A 17,288-nucleotide genomic window follows, 5' to 3' on the forward strand; every position below is an offset into this window, starting at 1 on the left:
AGCAATGTCAGACGATTCATTTGCAGGCCAAGTCGCGATCGTGACCGGCGGCGCCAGCGGCATCGGTGCTGCCGCAGTCGAGCACTTCGCACGTCGGGGAGCGCGGGTGTTCAGCGTCGACCGCGACTACCAGACGGCACCTGCCGAGATCGTCGCCGCGCGCGTCGGCACGCTCGAGATCGAAACGGTGCACTGCGATGTATCAGACGAGCAGCAGGTGGCTGAGACTGCCGAGCGGATCGCCACAGAGGCTGGCAGCGCGAGCATTCTCGTGAACAGTGCCGGCATCACTGGTCCGCAGGCCCCGCTTTGGGAGACATCGTACGACTACTGGAAGCAGATCTACCGCGTCAATGTCGACGGCACATTTCTGATGTGCCGGGCCGTCTTGCCGCATCTCATCAAGGCCGGGTATGGCCGCGTCATCAATATTGCGAGCATGGCGGGGATGGAGGGCAATGCGCGATCGTCGGCGTACTCATCATCAAAATCGGCGGTGATCGGCTTGACCAAGTCGCTCGGCAAAGAGCTGGCCCGAACCGGCGTGCTCGTCAACGCCATCGCCCCCACGGTGTTCACCACTCCGATCAACCAGAAGGTCGACCAGGACTACCACGAGTACCTCATCTCGCGCATTCCGCTGGGCCGGCCGGGTGAAGTGCACGAGGCCGCTGAACTCATCGGTTTCCTCGCCTCGTCGCGCTGCAGCTTCTCGACCGGGGCCGTCTTCGACCTGAGTGGTGGCCGTGCCGTCTATTGAGCTGGGGCGGCGATCGCCGAGACGAGCATCCCTGAGCGCTGAGTCGTATCGCGGCTTCATGTCCCCTGAATCTGTCGCAGTGATTGGTGCGTCGACCGACCCTGGTAAGGCGTCAGGTCGCACGCTCAGGTATCTGCGGCACTACGGATTCCACGGACGTGCCTATGCGGTCAACCCTGCGCGCGATGAGGTGCAGGGGTTTCCGTCCTTCCCCTCCGTACGTGACATTCCAGAGCGGGTCGACCTCGCGATGATCGTCACCTCTGGCAGACACGTGCTCGCTAGTCTTGAGGACTGCGTTCAACGGGAGATCCCTTCGGTCATCATCGTCTCAGCCGGATTCGCCGAGATCGGCGACGAGGGCCGTGCGATGCAGGCGGAGCTCGAGGCGGTCGTCGCGGGCAGCAGGACCCGCGTACTCGGGCCCAACTGCGTCGGCATCGTCTCGACGCGGGTGAACCTCGCTGCGACCATCAACACCGGGCTCGATCAGGACCGGTTTCAGTTCCGCAACAGCGGGGTCGCGCTGGTGTCGCAGAGCGGGGCGATGGGGGCCTTCATCTTCAGCCAGTGCCAGGGGAAGGGCGTGGGACTCGGCTCGATGCTGAGCACCGGCAACGAGATGGACGTCTCGCTCACCGACATGCTGAACGCGTCGATCGACGACCCTGCAGTGACCTCCATCGTGGGGTACATCGAGGGCATCCGCGATGGCCGTGGGTTCATCGAAGCGCTTGAGCGAGCGCAGGCCGCCGGTAAGCCGATCGCCATGATGAAGGCCGGACGCTCAGACACGGGGCAGCGCGCTATCGCGTCGCACACCGGCGCGCTCGCAGGCAGCGACAAGGCGTACGACGCGATATTCGAGCAGTATGGCGTGCACCGGCTCGACACTATCCGCGAACTGGGCGACTACGTCGAGCTCGCGGCCGTCGAGCACGTCACTCGCGGTCCTCGCCTGAGCGTCGCCACGACGTCGGGCGGCGCCGGCATCCTCGTGGCCGATTACTGCGAGCGCTTCGGCCTCACGCTGGCGGAGTGGGATGCCGACTGGCAGCAGCGGCTCGGGGAGGCGCTGCCGCACTTCTCAGCGCTCGGCAACCCGATCGACATGACTGGAGCAGGCGGCCGGCCGGAGGTGCTTGCGCCGGTGCTCGACACGCTGGTCTCACACCCCGGCACTGACGTCGCACTGCTCATGCTGGGCAATCTTGAGAACAACGAGGACGCGCTCGTCGAGATCATCACCGAAAAGGCCGCCACCTCACCCGTGCCGCTCGTGGTCGTCTGGGTTGGCGGCAGCGGCAAACCAGGCGCTGTGCTCAGCGCTCGCGGCATCCCCTGCTTCGCCGAACCGCTCGACGCGGTCCGCGCGATCGCGGCGCGGCGGCCGAACGCGGCCGGTTCCGGCCGCGCGGTCAGCGAACCGGTCGACGAGGCGCGCCGGGCGCGCGCTCTTGATCTGATCGCCGCGAGCGGCGGCGCCGGGGCGATGGACGAGGTGGCCAGCAAGGAGTTGCTCGGCCTGTACGGCATTCCCGTCGTCGAGGAGCGACGCGCCCCCAATGCGGACGAAGCCGCCTCCGCCGCCGAGCGGATCGGCTTCCCCGTCGTGCTCAAGGCGGTGCACCCTGAACTGCTCCACAAGTCCGACGTTGGTGGCGTGGTGCTCGACCTCGTCTCGGGAACCGAAGTGCACCGTGAGGCCGAAGCGATGGCGGCTCGAATCGAACGGCAACTCGGGTTGACGATCGAATTCACCGTGCAACGGATGGTGCCATCCGGCCACGAGATGCTGATCGGGGTGAAGCGCGACCCCGACTTCGGACTGCTGCTTGTGGTCGGGTCAGGCGGGCTGATCACTGAGTTGCTCGATGACGTCGTCATCCGCGTTCCGCGACTCGACGACGCTGCGATCCGCGCTGCACTGCAGCGGCTACGCGCGTATCGCCTGCTCGATGGCTACCGCAACGGGTTGCGAGGGGACGTGGACGCGCTCGTCGACAGCATTCGTCGAGTGATTGCCATGATCAGCGAGATCGGCGACCGCATTGACGGACTCGACGTGAACCCTCTGATAGTTCGACCCGATGGAAACGGTGCCGTCGCCGTCGACGCGCTGGCCTTCCTGAGAGGAGCAGTGACTGACTCATGAGTGCGCTCACAGAAACGACGCTCGACGTGGCCACGTGGAGAGACGAAGTTCGCGGGTGGCTGAAAGCGCACCTGCCGGCCGACCTGACAGAGCCTGGCGCTCTCACCGGCCCTGAGGCGTTGCACCGCAGGCGCGCGTGGGAGCGCGAACTGTACGACGGGGGCTACGCGGCGATCCATTGGCCCAAGGAGTACGGGGGCCGCGGTATGGGAGCGGCGCACCGGATGATCTTCCAAGAGGAGTACGAACGGATCGGAGCACCGCCTCGACTCAACATCCAGGGGCTCATGCTCGTCGGGCCGACGCTGATGGAGCACGGCACCGACGCTCAGCGGCAGCGCTGGCTGGACGCCATCCTGCGCTGCGAGCAGGTATGGTGCCAGGGTTTCAGCGAGCCGGATGCCGGTAGCGATCTCGCCTCGCTGCGCACCGCAGCGAGGATCGAGGGCGATCGGTACATCATCAACGGCCAGAAGATCTGGACATCAGGCGCCACGTACGCCGATTGGATGTTTGCGCTCGTGCGGACGAACCCCGAGGCGCCCAAGCACCGCGGCATCTCCGCCGTGCTAATCGATATGCGTACCCCGGGTATCTCGGTGCGACCAATCCGCCAGATCAACGGTCGCGGCACGTTCTCCGAGGTGTTCTTCGACAACGTCGAGGTGCCGGTCGCGAACACCATCGGCGCGGTCGATGACGGGTGGAACGTGGCCATGGGCGCGCTGCTGCTTGAGCGGGGCATCGGGCGCAGGTCGTATGTGAAGTACGTTCCGCTTCTGCGCACGCTCAGCAGTCTGACGACCTCGACCGGTGCCGGCCGCGACGGTGCAGCGCTTGAGGAGCTCGGCACCCATGTGATGCAGGTCAGCAAGTATCGGCATCACGTCGGGCGCACGCTGGCTGAGAGCAGTAACGGTGCGTTCGGGCCGGAGGCGAGTCTCAACAAGTTGTTCTGGTCGGAGATGGAGGCCGCGCTGTATGAATCCGGGATGAAACTCCTCAACGACCTTTCGGCCCTGTCGGACGACTCGGCTGTGCTCGATGGATACGGCCGTTGGGAAGCCGAGTACTGGCATGCGCGAGCGACAAGAATCTTCGCCGGCTCCAACCAGATACAGAAGAACATCATCGCCGAGCGCGTGCTCGGACTGCCGAAGGAGAAGCGATGACCGGTTCGTACGGTGCCGACGAGACTTCCGTCGAGCTCGCGACCGGCCTGCGCGAGTTCTTCAACGAGCACTGCGGGCTTGACCGTGTGCGCGCGGCGTGGAGCGATGGCAGCCTCGACCTTGCCCTCTGGGGCGAGGTAGCGGCGCTCGGGTTCACCGGCGCACTCGCGTCGGAGGAGGTCGGCGGGCTCGGCGTGCAGCCGGAAGATCTTGTGCTCGCGATCGAAGAGATCGGCTATTCGGGGGCATCATTGCCCCTCGTGGACACCGCGGCCGTCGTGGTGCCGATCATTGAACGGTATGGCAGCGCCGAGCAGCGGGCGTCATTCCTGCCAGGACTGATCAGCGGTGAGCGCATCGCGGCGTCAACGGTGATGTTCGGCGGTGATCGCGCCATGTTCGCCGCCGAGGCCGATGTGCTGCTTCTTGAGCGTGATGACTGTCTCCACCTGCTCGATCGGCGTCAGTTCTCGACCGTCGAGGTGCACTCGCCCGACCCTGCCAGCAGGCTTGCCCGGGTGAGCGTGGAGTCCTCGGTGCTCTCAGACGCCACACGGCTCGCCGCGGGCGCGACCGACGATGCGCGCGGACGCGCGGTATGGGCGGCTTCGGCACTGCTCAACGGCGTATCGAGGCGGATGCTCGAAATGACGGTCGACCACGCGAAGACCCGGGAGCAGTTCGGCCGGGCAATCGGAAGCTTTCAGGCGGTGAAGCATCTGATCGCCGATGCGTGGGTGGCCATGGAGAGTTCCCGGCCTTGCGCCTGGTACGCGGCTCACGCGTGCAGCCAAGGGCTTGCCGACGCAGCGGCCGCCGCAAGCGTGGCGAAGGCCTCCGCAAGCGATGCCGCGCGAGTCGTCGGTGACTCTGCGTTGCAGGTGCACGGCGGTATCGGCTTCACCTGGGAGCATCCGCTCCACTTCTGGATGAAGCGAGGAAAGCTGCTCGAGCATGCTTACGGGTCGCGGGGATTCCATCTGCGCAGTCTGGGAGCGGCCATGCGAGACGACCAGCAAGGCTCGGATGCCGTCTTCCCGGGCCTCTGAGTGAGTTCACGACACGAAGGAGAGCACAGTGCTGAAATCAGGGTCAACCCTCGATGTCCGATACGAGGGTGACGGCATAGCGGTCGTCACATTGAACCGACCAGATCGGCTGAACGCGGTCAGCCCCGAGATGCACCACGAACTGCAAGAGTTGTTCGACGCCATCGATGCCGACATCGACACGAATGTGGTCGTGCTCACCGGCGCCGGTCGAGGGTTCTGTTCGGGGGGCGACACGAAGACCATGGCCGGCAGGCATGCCAAGAAGGATGAGCCCCTGCGGGTCTATTCCCGCGGACGTCACCTGATCTCGGGCATGCTTTCCGTCGAAAAGCCACTGATCGCGATGGTCAACGGGCCAGCAGCCGGGCTCGGCGCCACGATCGCGCTGTTCTGCGATGTCGTTTTCATGTCGGATGCCGCCACGATCGGCGATCGGCACGTCAACGTCGGACTCGTCGCCGGAGATGGCGGTGCGGTCGCGTGGCCCCTCCTGGTTGGACCCCTGCGAGCCAAGGAGCTTCTGATGACCGGCCGCATGCTGAGCGCCGCCGAGGCAGTCGAGCTCGGCCTGGTCAATCGACAGATCGCCGCCGACGCGCTCGAGAGCGAGACGCTGTCGCTTGCGCGCGAGATCGCAGCGCAGCCGCCCTATGCGGTCCGCGCGACGAAAGCCGCGATCAACCGTTACGTCAGCGCGGTGAACAGCCAAGTCCTCGACGCGTCGCTCGCCTGGGAGCGGATCTCGATGAGGACGGAAGATCACCAGGAGGCGCTCCGGGCACGCGCGGAGAAGCGCCCCGGCGTCTACCAGGGAATCTGATGTCGCGCTCACCTGAACGGAGCAGGTCGTCGGACCGAGTGGCGATCGTCACCGGGGGCGGTCGGGCGATGGGGGCCGAGATCAGCCGTCGCCTGGCCGACGACGGGTTCGGTGTCTACGTGTGGGACCTCGACGTGGTCCTCGACTCACCCGACGCCGAGTGGATGGCGACGGCCCCCGGAGTGCGCGCCATGTCGGTGGACGTCGCATCCGAGGAGCGCATCCAGGACGCGGTCCAGACGATCATCTCGGAGACCGGCCGAGTCGACTGCCTTGTCAACAACGCCGCGATCTCCCCGAAGCAGGAGAACGGGTACCGGGTCTCGCCGACCGAGACGTCCACAGAGGAGTGGGACCTGGTGATGGGGGTGAACCTGCGTGGTCCGTTCTTGGCGACTCGTGCGGTGCTGCCGTCGATGATCGCTTCCGGGTGGGGAAGAGTGGTGAACATTTCCTCGAGCTCGGGTCGGCAGGGCGCGCGGATCGCGGGCCTGCCGTACGGCGTGGCGAAGACCGGGATCAACGGCCTGACGCGAACGCTTGCACTCGAGGTCGGGAAGCACGGCATCACGGTGAACTCCGTCGCTCCTGGGCGCATCGCGACTCCGATGTCGGCGCGCAGCGCCCCCGAGGTGCAGGAGGCGTCTCGCGCCCGTATCCCGGTCGGTCGTGAAGGGCACGTGTCCGACGTCGCGGGGCTGGTCTCTTATCTGTGCAGCGATGAGGCGGGGTTCGTCACCGGAGCGACGATCGACATCAACGGTGGAGCTTTCATGGCGCCGTGAACTCGAGCGCAGCGTCAGCAGTGTCAGCAATCGAATGCGGGAGAGAGCAAGAGGAGCCGCACCGACTATGAAGATCATCACCCTGGTGAAGCAGGTGCCCGATACGTGGTCCGAGCGCCGACTCGACCCGGAAACCGGGCGTGTCGACCGCGCGGTGAGCGAGGCGGTCATCGATGAGATCAGCGAACGGGCGATCGAAGCCGCGCTCGCCCTGAAGGATGCCGACAAGTCCACCACCGTGACACTGCTGACGATGGGCCCGGCGGGCGCGCTCGACGCGCTCCGCAAAGGGCTCTCGATGGGCGCGGACGACGCTGTCCATATTCGCGACGACGCGCTGCAGGGCGCCGATGTCACGATCACTTCCCGGGTGATCGCGGCCGCGCTGCTGCGGCGTCCATGGGACCTCGTCATTGCGGGCAACGAATCCACCGACGGACGCGGCGGAGTGCTCCCCGCAATGCTCGCCGAGCGCCTGGGCGTGGCCTCGGCGACCGGGCTCGACTCGTTCGAGCTCACAGGCGGCGCTGCCGGGGGTGACCTCGTCGGCCGTCGGTCCGCCGACGGTGTCGATGAGGTGCTGCGGCTTGGGTTCCCCAGTGTCGTCAGTATCACCGAGCGGATGCCCGACGCCCGCTTCCCGAATTTCCGGGGCATCCTCGGCGCGAAGAAGAAGCCTGTCGAGGTACTCACAGCGGCCGACCTCGGGCTCACCGACCTCCACCCGGCCGTATCCGTGGTGTCGGTCGCCGAGCGTCCGCCGCGCCAGGCAGGCACACGGATCATCGACGATGGCAGCGCGGCTGCAGCGCTCGCCGACTTCTTCGCCAGCCGGCGCCTCATCTGATACTCGGGAGCACACGATGACCACCGTCCTTGTTTCCATCGAACTCACGCCATCGGGCGACGTGCGCCCCGGTCTGGCAGATCTCGTCGCGCACGCCCGATCGATCGGCTCGCCGGTCGGCGTCGTCACCGTCGCCCCCGGCGACAGCGCATCGGTCACCGAGCGCCTCGGAGCGTTCGGGCTGGCCGAGGTGCTGGTCGCCGAGTCGGCCGCCGTGGGCGCCGCTGACGCCGAGCCGCGAGTGCGGGCGCTCGTCGCTGCCGCAGCAGCACGGAATCCGACTGCCGTACTGATAGCGAATACGGTGCGTGGCCGGGATGTCGCGGCGCGTGTCGCGGTGCGGCTCGATGCAGGGCTGCTCCTCGACATCGTCGGCCTGCACGCCGAAGGCAAGCGAGTCGTCGGCGAGCACTCCGTCTTCGGCGGGGCATACCTCACGGCATCGACCGCAGGCGATCGGATGACGGTAGCCACTGTCCGCGAAGGATCGACTGGCGAACAGCCCTCGCCGGTGACCGCCTCGGCCTCCGCGCTCGAGATCGACGACACCACCGTGCCGACTGCTGTGATCACGGAGGCCACGGAGCATGCGCGGCGCAGCGAGCGGCCCGAGCTCCGCACCGCTGAGCGCGTGGTCTCGGGCGGACGGGCGGTCGGCTCTGCAGAGGGGTTCGAGCTGGTAGAACGCCTCGCTGACGCTTTAGGCGCCGCTGTTGGCGCCTCCCGGGCCGCGGTCGATGCCGGCTACATCTCCCAGGATCACCAGGTCGGCCAGACCGGGGTTAGCGTGTCGCCCGAGCTCTATATCGCACTTGGCATCTCGGGCGCGATCCAGCATCGCGCTGGTATGCAGACCGCGAAGACGATCGTCGCGGTGAACAAGGACGAGACCGCGCCGATCTTCGAGATCGCAGACTTCGGCGTCGTCGGCGACATCTTCACGGTGGTGCCGGCGCTGATCGCCGAGGTCGAAGCACGTCGCTGAGCATGGAGCGTGACCGATGACATCGACCAATGTCGCACGACCGCGCTGGCGGACACTCGCCCTGGCGATTCCCGGGGCCATAGTCGCCGTCGCCGTGCTGATCGTCCTCGCCCGCTGGCTGCGGGAGTTGCCCGCGGTCGCCGACTTCGTCATGACCCACCCGGGTCACGTCGCACTTCCGGAATCGGCGCCGGTCGGCATCCCAGCCTGGCTCGCGTGGCAGCACTTCTTCAACGCGTTCTTCATCGTGCTCATCGTCCGCAGCGGGTGGTCGGTCCGCACCACACAGCGTCCGGCAGCCCACTGGACACGCAACAACTCCGGACTGATCCGTACCAAGCGTCCGCCGAAGCGCATCAGCCTTGACCTCTGGTTCCATCAGACGCTCGACGTGCTGTGGATCGTCAACGGCGCGATCTTCATCGTGATGCTGTTCACGACAGGGCATTGGATGCGCATCGTGCCGACGAGTTGGGAGGTCTTTCCGAACGCACTCTCGGCGGGGCTTCAGTATGCCTCGCTTGACTGGCCGCTCGAGAACGGTTGGGTGAACTACAACAGCCTGCAAGTCCTCACCTATTTCGTCACGGTATTCGTCGCAGCTCCGCTCGCGATCATCAGCGGCCTCCGGATGTCGGCGGCCTGGCCCGCATCGACTGCCCGCCTCAATCGGCTTTATCCCATCGAGCTCGCGAGAGCGGTGCACTTCCCCGTGATGCTGTACTTCGTGCTGTTCCTCATCGCCCACATCACGCTGGTCTTCGCGACGGGAGCGCTCCGGAACCTCAACCACATGTATGCAGCACGGGATGGCGCATCGTGGCTGGGATTCTGGATCTTCGCCGCCTCGGTGGTCGTCATGGTCGTGGCCTGGGTGGCGGCACGACCGTTGATCCTCCGGCCGCTCGCGCAATTGATGGGAACCGTCTCAAGATGACTGCCGGCGGAGGCCACGTGCGATGCCGATGACCGACATCGACCTGTCTGAGCTCGAGGCAGGCGCCGCGTACCGGCTTATGACCGGGGTGATCGTGCCGCGCCCCATCGCCTGGGTGACCACGACTGCCGTGAGCGGGGCGGTCAACCTCGCGCCGTTCAGCTGCTACACCATGGTGTCCTATGCGCCAGTGCTGGTGGGGATCTCGATCGGGCGGCGAGCGGAAGGCCGCAAGGACACTGCCGTGAATATCCTTCGCGACGGCGAGTTCGTGCTGAACGTCGCGCACGAGTCGGAGGCTGCCCTGGTGCACCGCAGTTCGGCGCAGGTGCCCGCCGACATCAGCGAGGTCGAACTGCTGGGCCTCGAGACGTGCCCCTCGGTGACCACCCGCACCCCGCGCCTTGCTTCCGCACCAATCGCGCTTGAATGTCGGCTCGAACAGGTGCTGACCTTCGACGGCTCGCCGTCGGAGTTCTTCATCGGCAGGGTCGCTCTCGCGCACATCGACACGGCGCTCTATCGTGACGGCAAGATCGAAACTCGCGAGCTCAAACCGCTCGCGCGCATCGCTGGTCCGAACTACTCGAAGGTCGAGACCGTGCTCGAATACACGGCCGAGCACCAGCGCTGGTAAGCATCCATCACGGCTGGGTATCCGGGTGCGATTCGCTTGCGCTGTCGTTCCGCGTCGAGGGCAGAGGTCGCTCGGTCGCAGGGTAGCGGGGGATGTACCTGGCGAGCAATCCCGCGCCCGCGAACCCGACCACCCCGAGCGCGGCGACTGCGAAAGGCAGCGAGATCGCCGCAGTGACTGCCGCGATCGCGAGCGGCGCCGCTGCGTTGCCGAGACTCCCGGTGAACCGCCATGCACCGAGGAAAGGTGCGGGGTCGCCCGGATCCGCGAGGTCGGCGCCAAGAGTGAGAATGATGCCGCTGCCCAGCCCGTTGGCCACCGACATCAACATTGCGAGCACGATGAACCAGGGAACCGCTGCAGCCAGATCGTGGGTGAAGGCCAGCAGGAGGAACGTGATCGAGATGCCCACGGTACTGGGAATCGCGTTCCACAAGCGTCCGTGACGGTCCATCAGCCACCCGCCGAGATAGAACAGTGCGAAATCCACGCCGCCGGCGATCCCGATGATCGTCGTCGTAGCAACGTCGGGCAGGCCGATGCTCACGCCCCAGAGCGGCAGGACCACCATCTTCCCGGCACGCAGAGCGCTGATCACTGCTGCCCCAGAGCCGAGTCGCAGGAGCACGTCGCTGCGAGCGGCGATGGTGCGAAACAGGCTCCCGCGGCTTCTCGCGACCGGCGCTTCAGCGAGGTCGTTCATCGCCTTCGCGGGGTCGCGCACGAACAGCAGTACGATCGCTGACGCGAAGCACATCGCCACGTGGATCCAGAACGCCGACTCGAATGACACGAACATCGTGAGCACGGCCGCCGTGATGAACGGCCCCACGAAGTACCCGAATCGGAACAGTCCTCCCACGGTCGCGAGCGCGCGGGCCCTGTGGCTGAACGGCACGTAGCTCACCACGAACGCGTGGCGGGCCAGGCCGAACACTGAGGTCGCCAGCCCGGTGAGCAACACACCGGCCCCGAGGTGCCATGGCGTCGTCGCGAGCACACACACGATGAGGCCGACGATTGAAAGGCATGCTGCGGCGATCATCGCGTTGCGCTCGCCAATGCGTCCCACGAGCCAGCCGCTCGGGATGTTCCCGATGAGCTCGCCGAGCATGAGCAGTGAGGCGACCACGCCCGCGACGGCGAGAACGGTTGAGGCGTCGTCGAACAGCAATGCCCCGAGCCGGCTCGCGAACATCGGAACGACCGGCAGAATCGCGCCCGCGCCAGTGGCGTAGAGGAGTGTGGGCAGTAGGACGGGAACCGCGAGGCTGCGCCATGAAAAATCTCCGGTCGCGCGACTCATCTCGTGCTGCCGGCGGAGCTCCGGGCGATCCTCGAGAAGCGCACCCCCGAGCGGTACGTCACGGCGTCTCCCTTGACTGGCCTCCGTATCATGCAGAAGAGTGTAGCACGACCGACCGATCGGTCGGGCAGCCCTCGTGGCTAAGAACCCCTGATCAGCATGCGGATTGGAGAATTCATCATGAGCCACGCGAAGTCGTCGGGAGCCGTCACCGAGGTCGCCCCGGGCGTGTGGGCGATCCGGGTGCCGATGCCGCGTCACCCGCTTCGTGCGTCGTTCTGCTACGTGTATGCCCAGGCTGGGCGCGCCGCCGTGATCGACCCGGGGTGGCCGACTCCCGAATCGTGGGCGCAACTCGAGGTGGCGTTCGGTCATATCGGTCTCGAGATTGAGTCGGTCGAGTCCATCCTCCTCACCCACGTCCACCGTGATCACAGTGGCTTGGCCGGTCGACTCGCCGCGCGATCCGGAGCGAGCGTGGCATTGCACCCGGCTGACCGGGTGCTGCTTCCGCAGCCACCAGAGCGGCATCAGGCCCGGGTGCAGGAGTGGCTCGGCCTCGTCGGCGCGATGCCCGAGGCGGCGAGCGAGGCGATTGATGCGCTGCCCGCTCCGCCGACGCCGCTGACCGTGGGGCGCTGGCTGCGTGATGGCGAAGTGCTCGCGGTGCCCGGCGGCGAACTCATCGTGCACTGGACCCCGGGCCACACGCCTGGGCACGTTTGCTTCGAAGACCGCAACCGCGGCCTGCTCTTCTCTGGCGACCACCTTCTGCCGAGGATCACGCCCAACGTCTCGTCCATGGTCGGTCACCGCACCACCGCGCTCGCCGACTACCTGCAATCGCTCGAACGAGTGCGCGCACTGGACTCGCGCGAGGTCATGCCCGGCCACGAATACGCATTCCAAGGGGCGGAGGCCCGCGCGACTGGACTCATCGCGCACCATCGGGCGCGTCTCCACGAGATCGTAATGGCGCTCGGAGCATTGCCCCGGCAGTCGACTCACGACGTCGCGCAAGCCCTCTCATGGTCGCGCCCGTGGAGCGGAATCTCGGGACTGCAGCGCCGCGCGGCCCTCGGCGAGGTGCTCTCGCACCTGTACTACCTGGAAGCGATCGGTGCCGTCGTCCGCGTCGCAAGCACGCCGACCATCGAGTGGTCCATTCGTGCCGCAGGCGCGCTTGAGGAGGAGTGGCGGCGCACGGGCCGTGCCCTAGCGGCGATGTGATCTGCTCGGATGCCGTCGGCTCGAGCTCAGTTCGGCTCGGCGCCCGCCGTGGCTCGACGCGTCTTGACGGTCCCTTCGAGGAACCGTGCTCGCAGATCGATCGACTCGCGCGAACGCAGCAATTCGCTCTGCACGCGACCTTCCGCTGCGGCGGCCTCCGCAAGCGATCCCGCTTCGTGTGCCAGCAGACGCGAGACACCCGCCACCATCGGTGCCGAGAGCCGTGAGAGTGTTCCTGCCACGTCCATGGCGCGCCCCAGAGCGTCGCCGTCGTCGACGAGTTCGTCGACGAGTCCCGCCTCGAGCGCGGTCTGTCCGGTGAGTGTGAGCAGGGTGAGCATCATCCGGCGGGCCTTGGCTGGTCCGATGCGTCGAGGAAGGGTCCAGGTCAGGCCTGTGTCGGGAGCCAGCCCAATCTTCCCGAACGATGCTTCGAAGCGCGCGCTCCGGGCGCCGACGACGTAGGTGGCGCCGGACACCAGCGAGAGTCCCATGCCGTAGGCGCCGCCTTCCACGGCGGCGACGACGGGCGTGGAGCTATGCACGATTTGCTGCGCGATCGCAGCGAGCACGTCCAGGCGTTCGCCTGCCTCGATCGGGTCGTCGCTCATCGTGCGAATGTCACCTCCGGCGCTGAAGAACCCGTTCGCTCCCGTCAGCACGATTGCGCGTGCTTGGAGTTCGGCCGCGCGCAGAGCGTGCAGCAACTCGACTCTTGCCGGTAGGTCGAGCGCGTTCCGCCGCTCCGGGAATTGGAGAGTGATCACGCGGATATCGTGGTGATCTCTCACGAGGATTCCACGCGACTCCGGCTGCCCGGTCATCGCCGCTCCTCTCGTCCGGTTGCGTCTCGCACAGTTGCGTGGGGCCGGCTCAATTGAATGCGGCATGCCCCGTGATCGCCCGCGCGATCGAGAGCTGGTGGATTTCGGAGGTGCCTTCATACGTGAGTACTGACTCAAGATTGTTCGCATGACGCATCACCGGGAACTCGCCGGTGATGCCCGCCGCGCCGAGGATGGTTCGACAGCCGCGTGCGATCTCCAGTGCCTCGCGCGTGCTGTTGAGCTTGCCGAGACTGATCTGCTCGGGCTTGAGCCCGCCGCCGTCTTTGAGTTCGCCGAGACGGATCGCCAGCAGCATGCCCTTCTCGAGTTCGAGGGTCATATCGGCGAGTTTGGCCTGCGTGAGCTGGTAGCCGGCGAGCGGTCGGCCGAACACCTCGCGTTCTCGTGAGTAGCGGATCGTCGTCTCAAGACAGTCGCGCGCGGCGCCGAGCGCGCCGAACACGATGCCGAACCGCGCCTCGTTCAGGCACGTCAGTGGGCCCCGGAGCCCTGCTGCACCGGGCAGCACAGCCGCGGCTGGCAGGCGCACCTCGTCGAGCACAAGCTCGCTGGTCACCGACGCGCGCAGCGAGAGCTTGTGTTTGATCTGGGGCGCCGAGAATCCCGCGGTGTCGGTGGGGACGACAAACCCTCTGATGCCGGACGCGTCACCTTGCGGCGATGTCTGTGCCCAGACGATCGCGACGTCCGCGACCGAGCCGTTGGTGATCCACATCTTGTTGCCGTTCAGCACCCAATCGTCGCCGTCCCTGCGCGCGAATGTTCGCATGCCGCCCGGATTCGATCCGAAGTCGGGTTCGGTCAGCCCGAAACATCCGATCGCCTCTCCGCGGGCCATGCGCGGCAGCCAATGCGCCTTCTGCTCTTCGCTGCCCCACTTCCAAATGGCGAACATCGCCAGGGAACCCTGCACCGACACGAGCGATCGCAGACCTGAGTCGACCGCCTCGAGCTCAAGGCACGCCAGTCCGTAGGCCATGGCGCTCGAGCCAGCGCACCCGTATCCCGTGAGATGCATGCCGAGCACGCCGAGACCGCCCAGTTCGCGTGCGGCCTCACGCACCGGGAACTCGCCCGTCTCGTACCACTCGCTGACGCCGGGGCGGAACCTGTTGTCACAGAACGACCGCACCGCATCCCGGAGTTCGAGATCGTCTGGGTCGAATTTCGAGTCGGTGTCGATCAGGGATGCCGGGGCCATGGCCGGCTCCTTTCTGCGAATGGTCAATCGCAATGTCTCGTTGGTGCTGTCTCGATGGTGGGTCTCGTGGTGCTGTCTAGAGCGCGGGCGCTCCTCTGCGCGAGTCAGTGTCGTAGTGATAGAACCCCTGGCCGGTCTTGCGACCCAGCGTTCCCTGTTCCACGAGCGCGGTCACGGTGCGGGATGGGGCGTCGGCAGGATCGCCTGTTTCTTCGAAGCGGGCCTTCTTGGTGAGATAGCCGATGTCGATACCCGTGAGGTCCATGAGCTCGAACGGTCCCATCGGGTACCCGAGCGCGTGACGGCAGGCGAGATCGATGGATTCAACATCGGCATAGCCCCCTTCCAGCAGCCGGATGGCCTCGTCTCGAACTGCGTTCAGGATGCGGTTCGCGACGAAACCCGGAATCTCCTTCTTCACGATCACCGGAAGCTTGTCGAGCGACTCGACGAACCGGGTCGCTCGGTGAACAGCGCCGGGGGAGGTCTCGGGCGCAGCGATGATCTCGACGCATCGCATCGAGAGCACCGGGTTGAAGAAGTGGATGTTCAGGAAGCGGCTTCGGTCGTCGAGATCGGTCGCGAGCGAAGAGGGCACGAAGCTCGACGAGTTCGACGCGAGCAGGGCATCGGCCGGAAGCGCCGGCTCGAGCTCCGCTAGCACGCGCCGCTTGACCTCGCGGTCCTCGGTCACGGCCTCGATGGCCAGGTCGATGTCGGTCACCTCATCGAGGCGAGCGATGAACTCAAGTCGTTCAAGCGCCGCACTCGCTTCGGGTCGCGTCGCACGTCCCTTGTCGACGTGCTTGCCGATGATGGCGGCCGCGCGCGGGCGCGCCGTCTCTCGCGTGTCGTCGTCAAGCTCCGCGAGCGTCACGTGCAGCCCGCGCAGGGCACACAGCACCGCGATCTGCACGCCCATCGCGCCGGCGCCGACGACCAGGATGTTCTTCATGGGCACGGTCACCTTCCGCTGAACCCGGGCTTCCGGCGCTCCATGAACGCGGTCGTGCCCTCGCGCTTGTCGTCGGTCGTGTAGAGCAGCGCCTGCGCCAAGCGTTCGATCATCAGGCCCGTGCGTTCATCGACGTCGAGCGCCGAGCGAGTGACCAGCTTCGCGAGCCGCACAGCCAGAGGCGCCTTCGACAGGATGCCCCGCATGATTTCGGTCGAGCGCGCGAGCAGGCGATCACGCGGCACGACATCGCTCACGAGCCCGGCATCCCTGGCTTCGTCGGCCGAGAGAAGTCGTCCGGTAAGGATCATGTCGACCGCGCGTCCGACGCCGATATGACGCGCCAGACGCTGTGTGCCGCCCGCCCCTGGAATGATCCCCAGGCCCACTTCTGGCAGCCCGATCTTCGCGTGTTCGACTGCGATTCGCAGATCACAGGCCAGCGCGAGCTCGCATCCTCCGCCGAGCGCATGCCCGTTGATGGCTGCGACGGTAGGCTTCTCGAACGCTTGAACCTCGCTGAAGAGTTGCTGCGCGTCCCCGCGCAGCCCGCTCAGCAGGTCCCGGTCGCGAAGTTCGCCGATATCAGCGCCGGAGACGAACGCAGCATCGCCCGCGCCGGTGATCACGAGACCTCGCACCTCGTCGTCATCGGACGCCGTGCGCAGCAGTTCGCGGAGTTCGCGCTGAGCAAGCTGATCAAGCGCATTCCTCGCAGCGGGGCGGTTGATTGTCACGAGGAGGATGCCGGCATCCGTCACCGTCTGCAGCGTTTGGAACTCTCTCACTCGACCTCCGAGCAGCGATGAGGGAGGGCTCTCCCTGGTGCGCCGACCGATTAGTCGGTCGATACCGGTATAGTGCCGGATGGGCCTGTTGGGGTCAAGCGCCCTGCGTTGCGATCGGTTGAGAAGAACGGAACACTCAGGGAATGACGAACAATGAGCCGGAGACGCCAGCGGTCGGTCCCCGCACGCGACCCGTGGGCCAAGTGCGCCGGCGCGAAATCGTTCGCCTCGCAAGCGAGCTGTTCCGTGAGATGGGATACCACAGCGCGACCATGGACCGGATCGCCGATGTGGCTGGGATCGCGAAACCCACGCTCTATCACTATTTCCGGAGCAAGGAGGAGATCCTTTTCGATCTCCACCTGCAATACATCATGCCGCTGATCGAGTCGCAGCAGGCGCGCGTGGAACGCGGCGTTTCGTCGACGAGAGTCGTTTACGAGGTCATCCTCGAACAGCTTCAGGTGACCGCGGAGAACCCCGGCATGCTGCTCTCGTTCTTCGAGCACCAGCGCGAACTGAGCGCTGATCGGCGGCTCGAGATGCGCGAGAATCGTCGACATTACCGGCATCTGGTGGAGGAGTCGTTCCGCCGCGATATCGAGCTCGGGGTCATCCCGGCTTGCGACACGAGAACAGTGGCATTCTCGCTGTTCGGCGTCTGCAACTGGGCATCGCGGGCGCATTCACGGCTCAAGCCCGAGGAGGTGCGGCCGGTCGCGAAGGAGCTCTGGCAGCTGTTCGTCTTCGGCACGAACAACCCATCCCGTGCCGACATGGATCCAGACGACTTCGACTGACCTCGGGCTG

The 17,288-nt window shown here is 66.2% G+C and carries 17 protein-coding genes; 12 read left to right on the forward strand and 5 right to left on the reverse strand.

Annotation, left to right across the window (positions count from 1 at the left end; translation table 11 throughout):
• Positions 1-4 precede the first annotated feature (4 nt).
• From QF206_RS06915 to QF206_RS06960, 10 genes are all read left to right on the forward strand, one after another.
• The gene (locus tag QF206_RS06915; protein ID WP_281488474.1) at positions 5-760 is read left to right on the forward strand and encodes an SDR family NAD(P)-dependent oxidoreductase; all 756 of its coding nucleotides are present in this window, start codon (positions 5-7) and stop codon (positions 758-760) included.
• Between the two features lie 58 nt (positions 761-818).
• Positions 819-2,915, forward strand: a complete 2,097-nt coding sequence (locus tag QF206_RS06920) for an acetate--CoA ligase family protein (RefSeq protein ID WP_281488475.1) — start codon at positions 819-821, stop codon at positions 2,913-2,915.
• Positions 2,912-4,087: an acyl-CoA dehydrogenase family protein gene (locus QF206_RS06925; RefSeq protein WP_281488476.1), complete on the forward strand. Its 1,176-nt coding sequence runs from the start codon at positions 2,912-2,914 to the stop codon at positions 4,085-4,087. The genes QF206_RS06920 and QF206_RS06925 overlap by 4 nt, the downstream gene beginning before the upstream one ends.
• Entirely contained in the window at positions 4,084-5,136 is a 1,053-nt protein-coding gene (locus QF206_RS06930) for an acyl-CoA dehydrogenase family protein (protein ID WP_281488477.1), read from the forward strand. The genes QF206_RS06925 and QF206_RS06930 overlap by 4 nt, the downstream gene beginning before the upstream one ends.
• Before the next feature lie 28 nt (positions 5,137-5,164).
• Positions 5,165-5,959: an enoyl-CoA hydratase/isomerase family protein gene (locus tag QF206_RS06935; protein ID WP_281488478.1), complete on the forward strand. Its 795-nt coding sequence runs from the start codon at positions 5,165-5,167 to the stop codon at positions 5,957-5,959.
• Complete coding sequence (locus tag QF206_RS06940) at positions 5,959-6,744, forward strand: SDR family NAD(P)-dependent oxidoreductase (protein ID WP_281488479.1); 786 nt, start codon at positions 5,959-5,961, stop codon at positions 6,742-6,744. Before QF206_RS06935 ends, QF206_RS06940 begins: the two co-directional genes overlap by 1 nt.
• Before the next feature lie 67 nt (positions 6,745-6,811).
• Positions 6,812-7,591, forward strand: coding sequence for an electron transfer flavoprotein subunit beta/FixA family protein (locus QF206_RS06945; RefSeq protein WP_281488480.1), 780 nt, complete (start codon positions 6,812-6,814; stop codon positions 7,589-7,591).
• A gap of 16 nt (positions 7,592-7,607) precedes the next feature.
• The gene (locus QF206_RS06950) at positions 7,608-8,576 is read left to right on the forward strand and encodes an electron transfer flavoprotein subunit alpha/FixB family protein (RefSeq protein WP_281488481.1); all 969 of its coding nucleotides are present in this window, start codon (positions 7,608-7,610) and stop codon (positions 8,574-8,576) included.
• A 16-nt stretch (positions 8,577-8,592) separates the two neighbouring features.
• Positions 8,593-9,513: a cytochrome b/b6 domain-containing protein gene (locus tag QF206_RS06955; protein WP_281488482.1), complete on the forward strand. Its 921-nt coding sequence runs from the start codon at positions 8,593-8,595 to the stop codon at positions 9,511-9,513.
• Positions 9,514-9,535: 22 nt separating this feature from the next.
• The gene (locus QF206_RS06960) at positions 9,536-10,150 is read left to right on the forward strand and encodes a flavin reductase family protein (protein WP_281488483.1); all 615 of its coding nucleotides are present in this window, start codon (positions 9,536-9,538) and stop codon (positions 10,148-10,150) included.
• 7 nt (positions 10,151-10,157) lie between these two features.
• Here QF206_RS06960 and QF206_RS06965 read toward each other — a convergent pair whose 3' ends face one another.
• Positions 10,158-11,456, reverse strand: a complete 1,299-nt coding sequence (locus QF206_RS06965) for an MFS transporter (RefSeq protein WP_281488484.1) — start codon at positions 11,454-11,456, stop codon at positions 10,158-10,160.
• A 180-nt stretch (positions 11,457-11,636) separates the two neighbouring features.
• Between QF206_RS06965 and QF206_RS06970 the strand changes: the two genes are divergently transcribed.
• Positions 11,637-12,686, forward strand: a complete 1,050-nt coding sequence (locus QF206_RS06970; RefSeq protein WP_281488485.1) for an MBL fold metallo-hydrolase — start codon at positions 11,637-11,639, stop codon at positions 12,684-12,686.
• A 26-nt stretch (positions 12,687-12,712) separates the two neighbouring features.
• On the opposite strand, the gene QF206_RS06975 is transcribed toward QF206_RS06970, so the two are convergent.
• The 4 genes from QF206_RS06975 to QF206_RS06990 form a co-directional block, all read right to left on the reverse strand.
• The gene (locus QF206_RS06975; RefSeq protein ID WP_281488486.1) at positions 12,713-13,510 is read right to left on the reverse strand and encodes an enoyl-CoA hydratase/isomerase family protein; all 798 of its coding nucleotides are present in this window, start codon (positions 13,508-13,510) and stop codon (positions 12,713-12,715) included.
• A 49-nt stretch (positions 13,511-13,559) separates the two neighbouring features.
• Entirely contained in the window at positions 13,560-14,735 is a 1,176-nt protein-coding gene (locus QF206_RS06980; RefSeq protein WP_281488487.1) for an acyl-CoA dehydrogenase family protein, read from the reverse strand.
• A 76-nt stretch (positions 14,736-14,811) separates the two neighbouring features.
• A complete protein-coding gene (locus QF206_RS06985) occupies positions 14,812-15,690 on the reverse strand; it encodes a 3-hydroxyacyl-CoA dehydrogenase family protein (RefSeq protein ID WP_281488488.1) in 879 nt (292 codons plus the stop codon).
• A gap of 8 nt (positions 15,691-15,698) precedes the next feature.
• Positions 15,699-16,478 carry an enoyl-CoA hydratase/isomerase family protein gene (locus QF206_RS06990; RefSeq protein ID WP_281488489.1) on the reverse strand — a complete coding sequence of 260 codons (780 nt, stop codon included), beginning with the start codon at positions 16,476-16,478 and terminating at the stop codon, positions 15,699-15,701.
• 143 nt (positions 16,479-16,621) lie between these two features.
• Here QF206_RS06990 and QF206_RS06995 point away from each other — a divergent pair, with 143 nt between their 5' ends.
• On the forward strand, positions 16,622-17,278 hold the full coding sequence (locus QF206_RS06995; RefSeq protein WP_281488490.1) for a TetR/AcrR family transcriptional regulator: 657 nt from the start codon (positions 16,622-16,624) through the stop codon (positions 17,276-17,278).
• Positions 17,279-17,288 lie beyond the last annotated feature (10 nt).

Origin of the sequence: Ruicaihuangia caeni (assembly GCF_029952955.1) — a bacterium.
In the GTDB taxonomy this organism is placed as follows: Bacteria; Actinomycetota; Actinomycetes; order Actinomycetales; family Microbacteriaceae; genus Ruicaihuangia; species Ruicaihuangia caeni.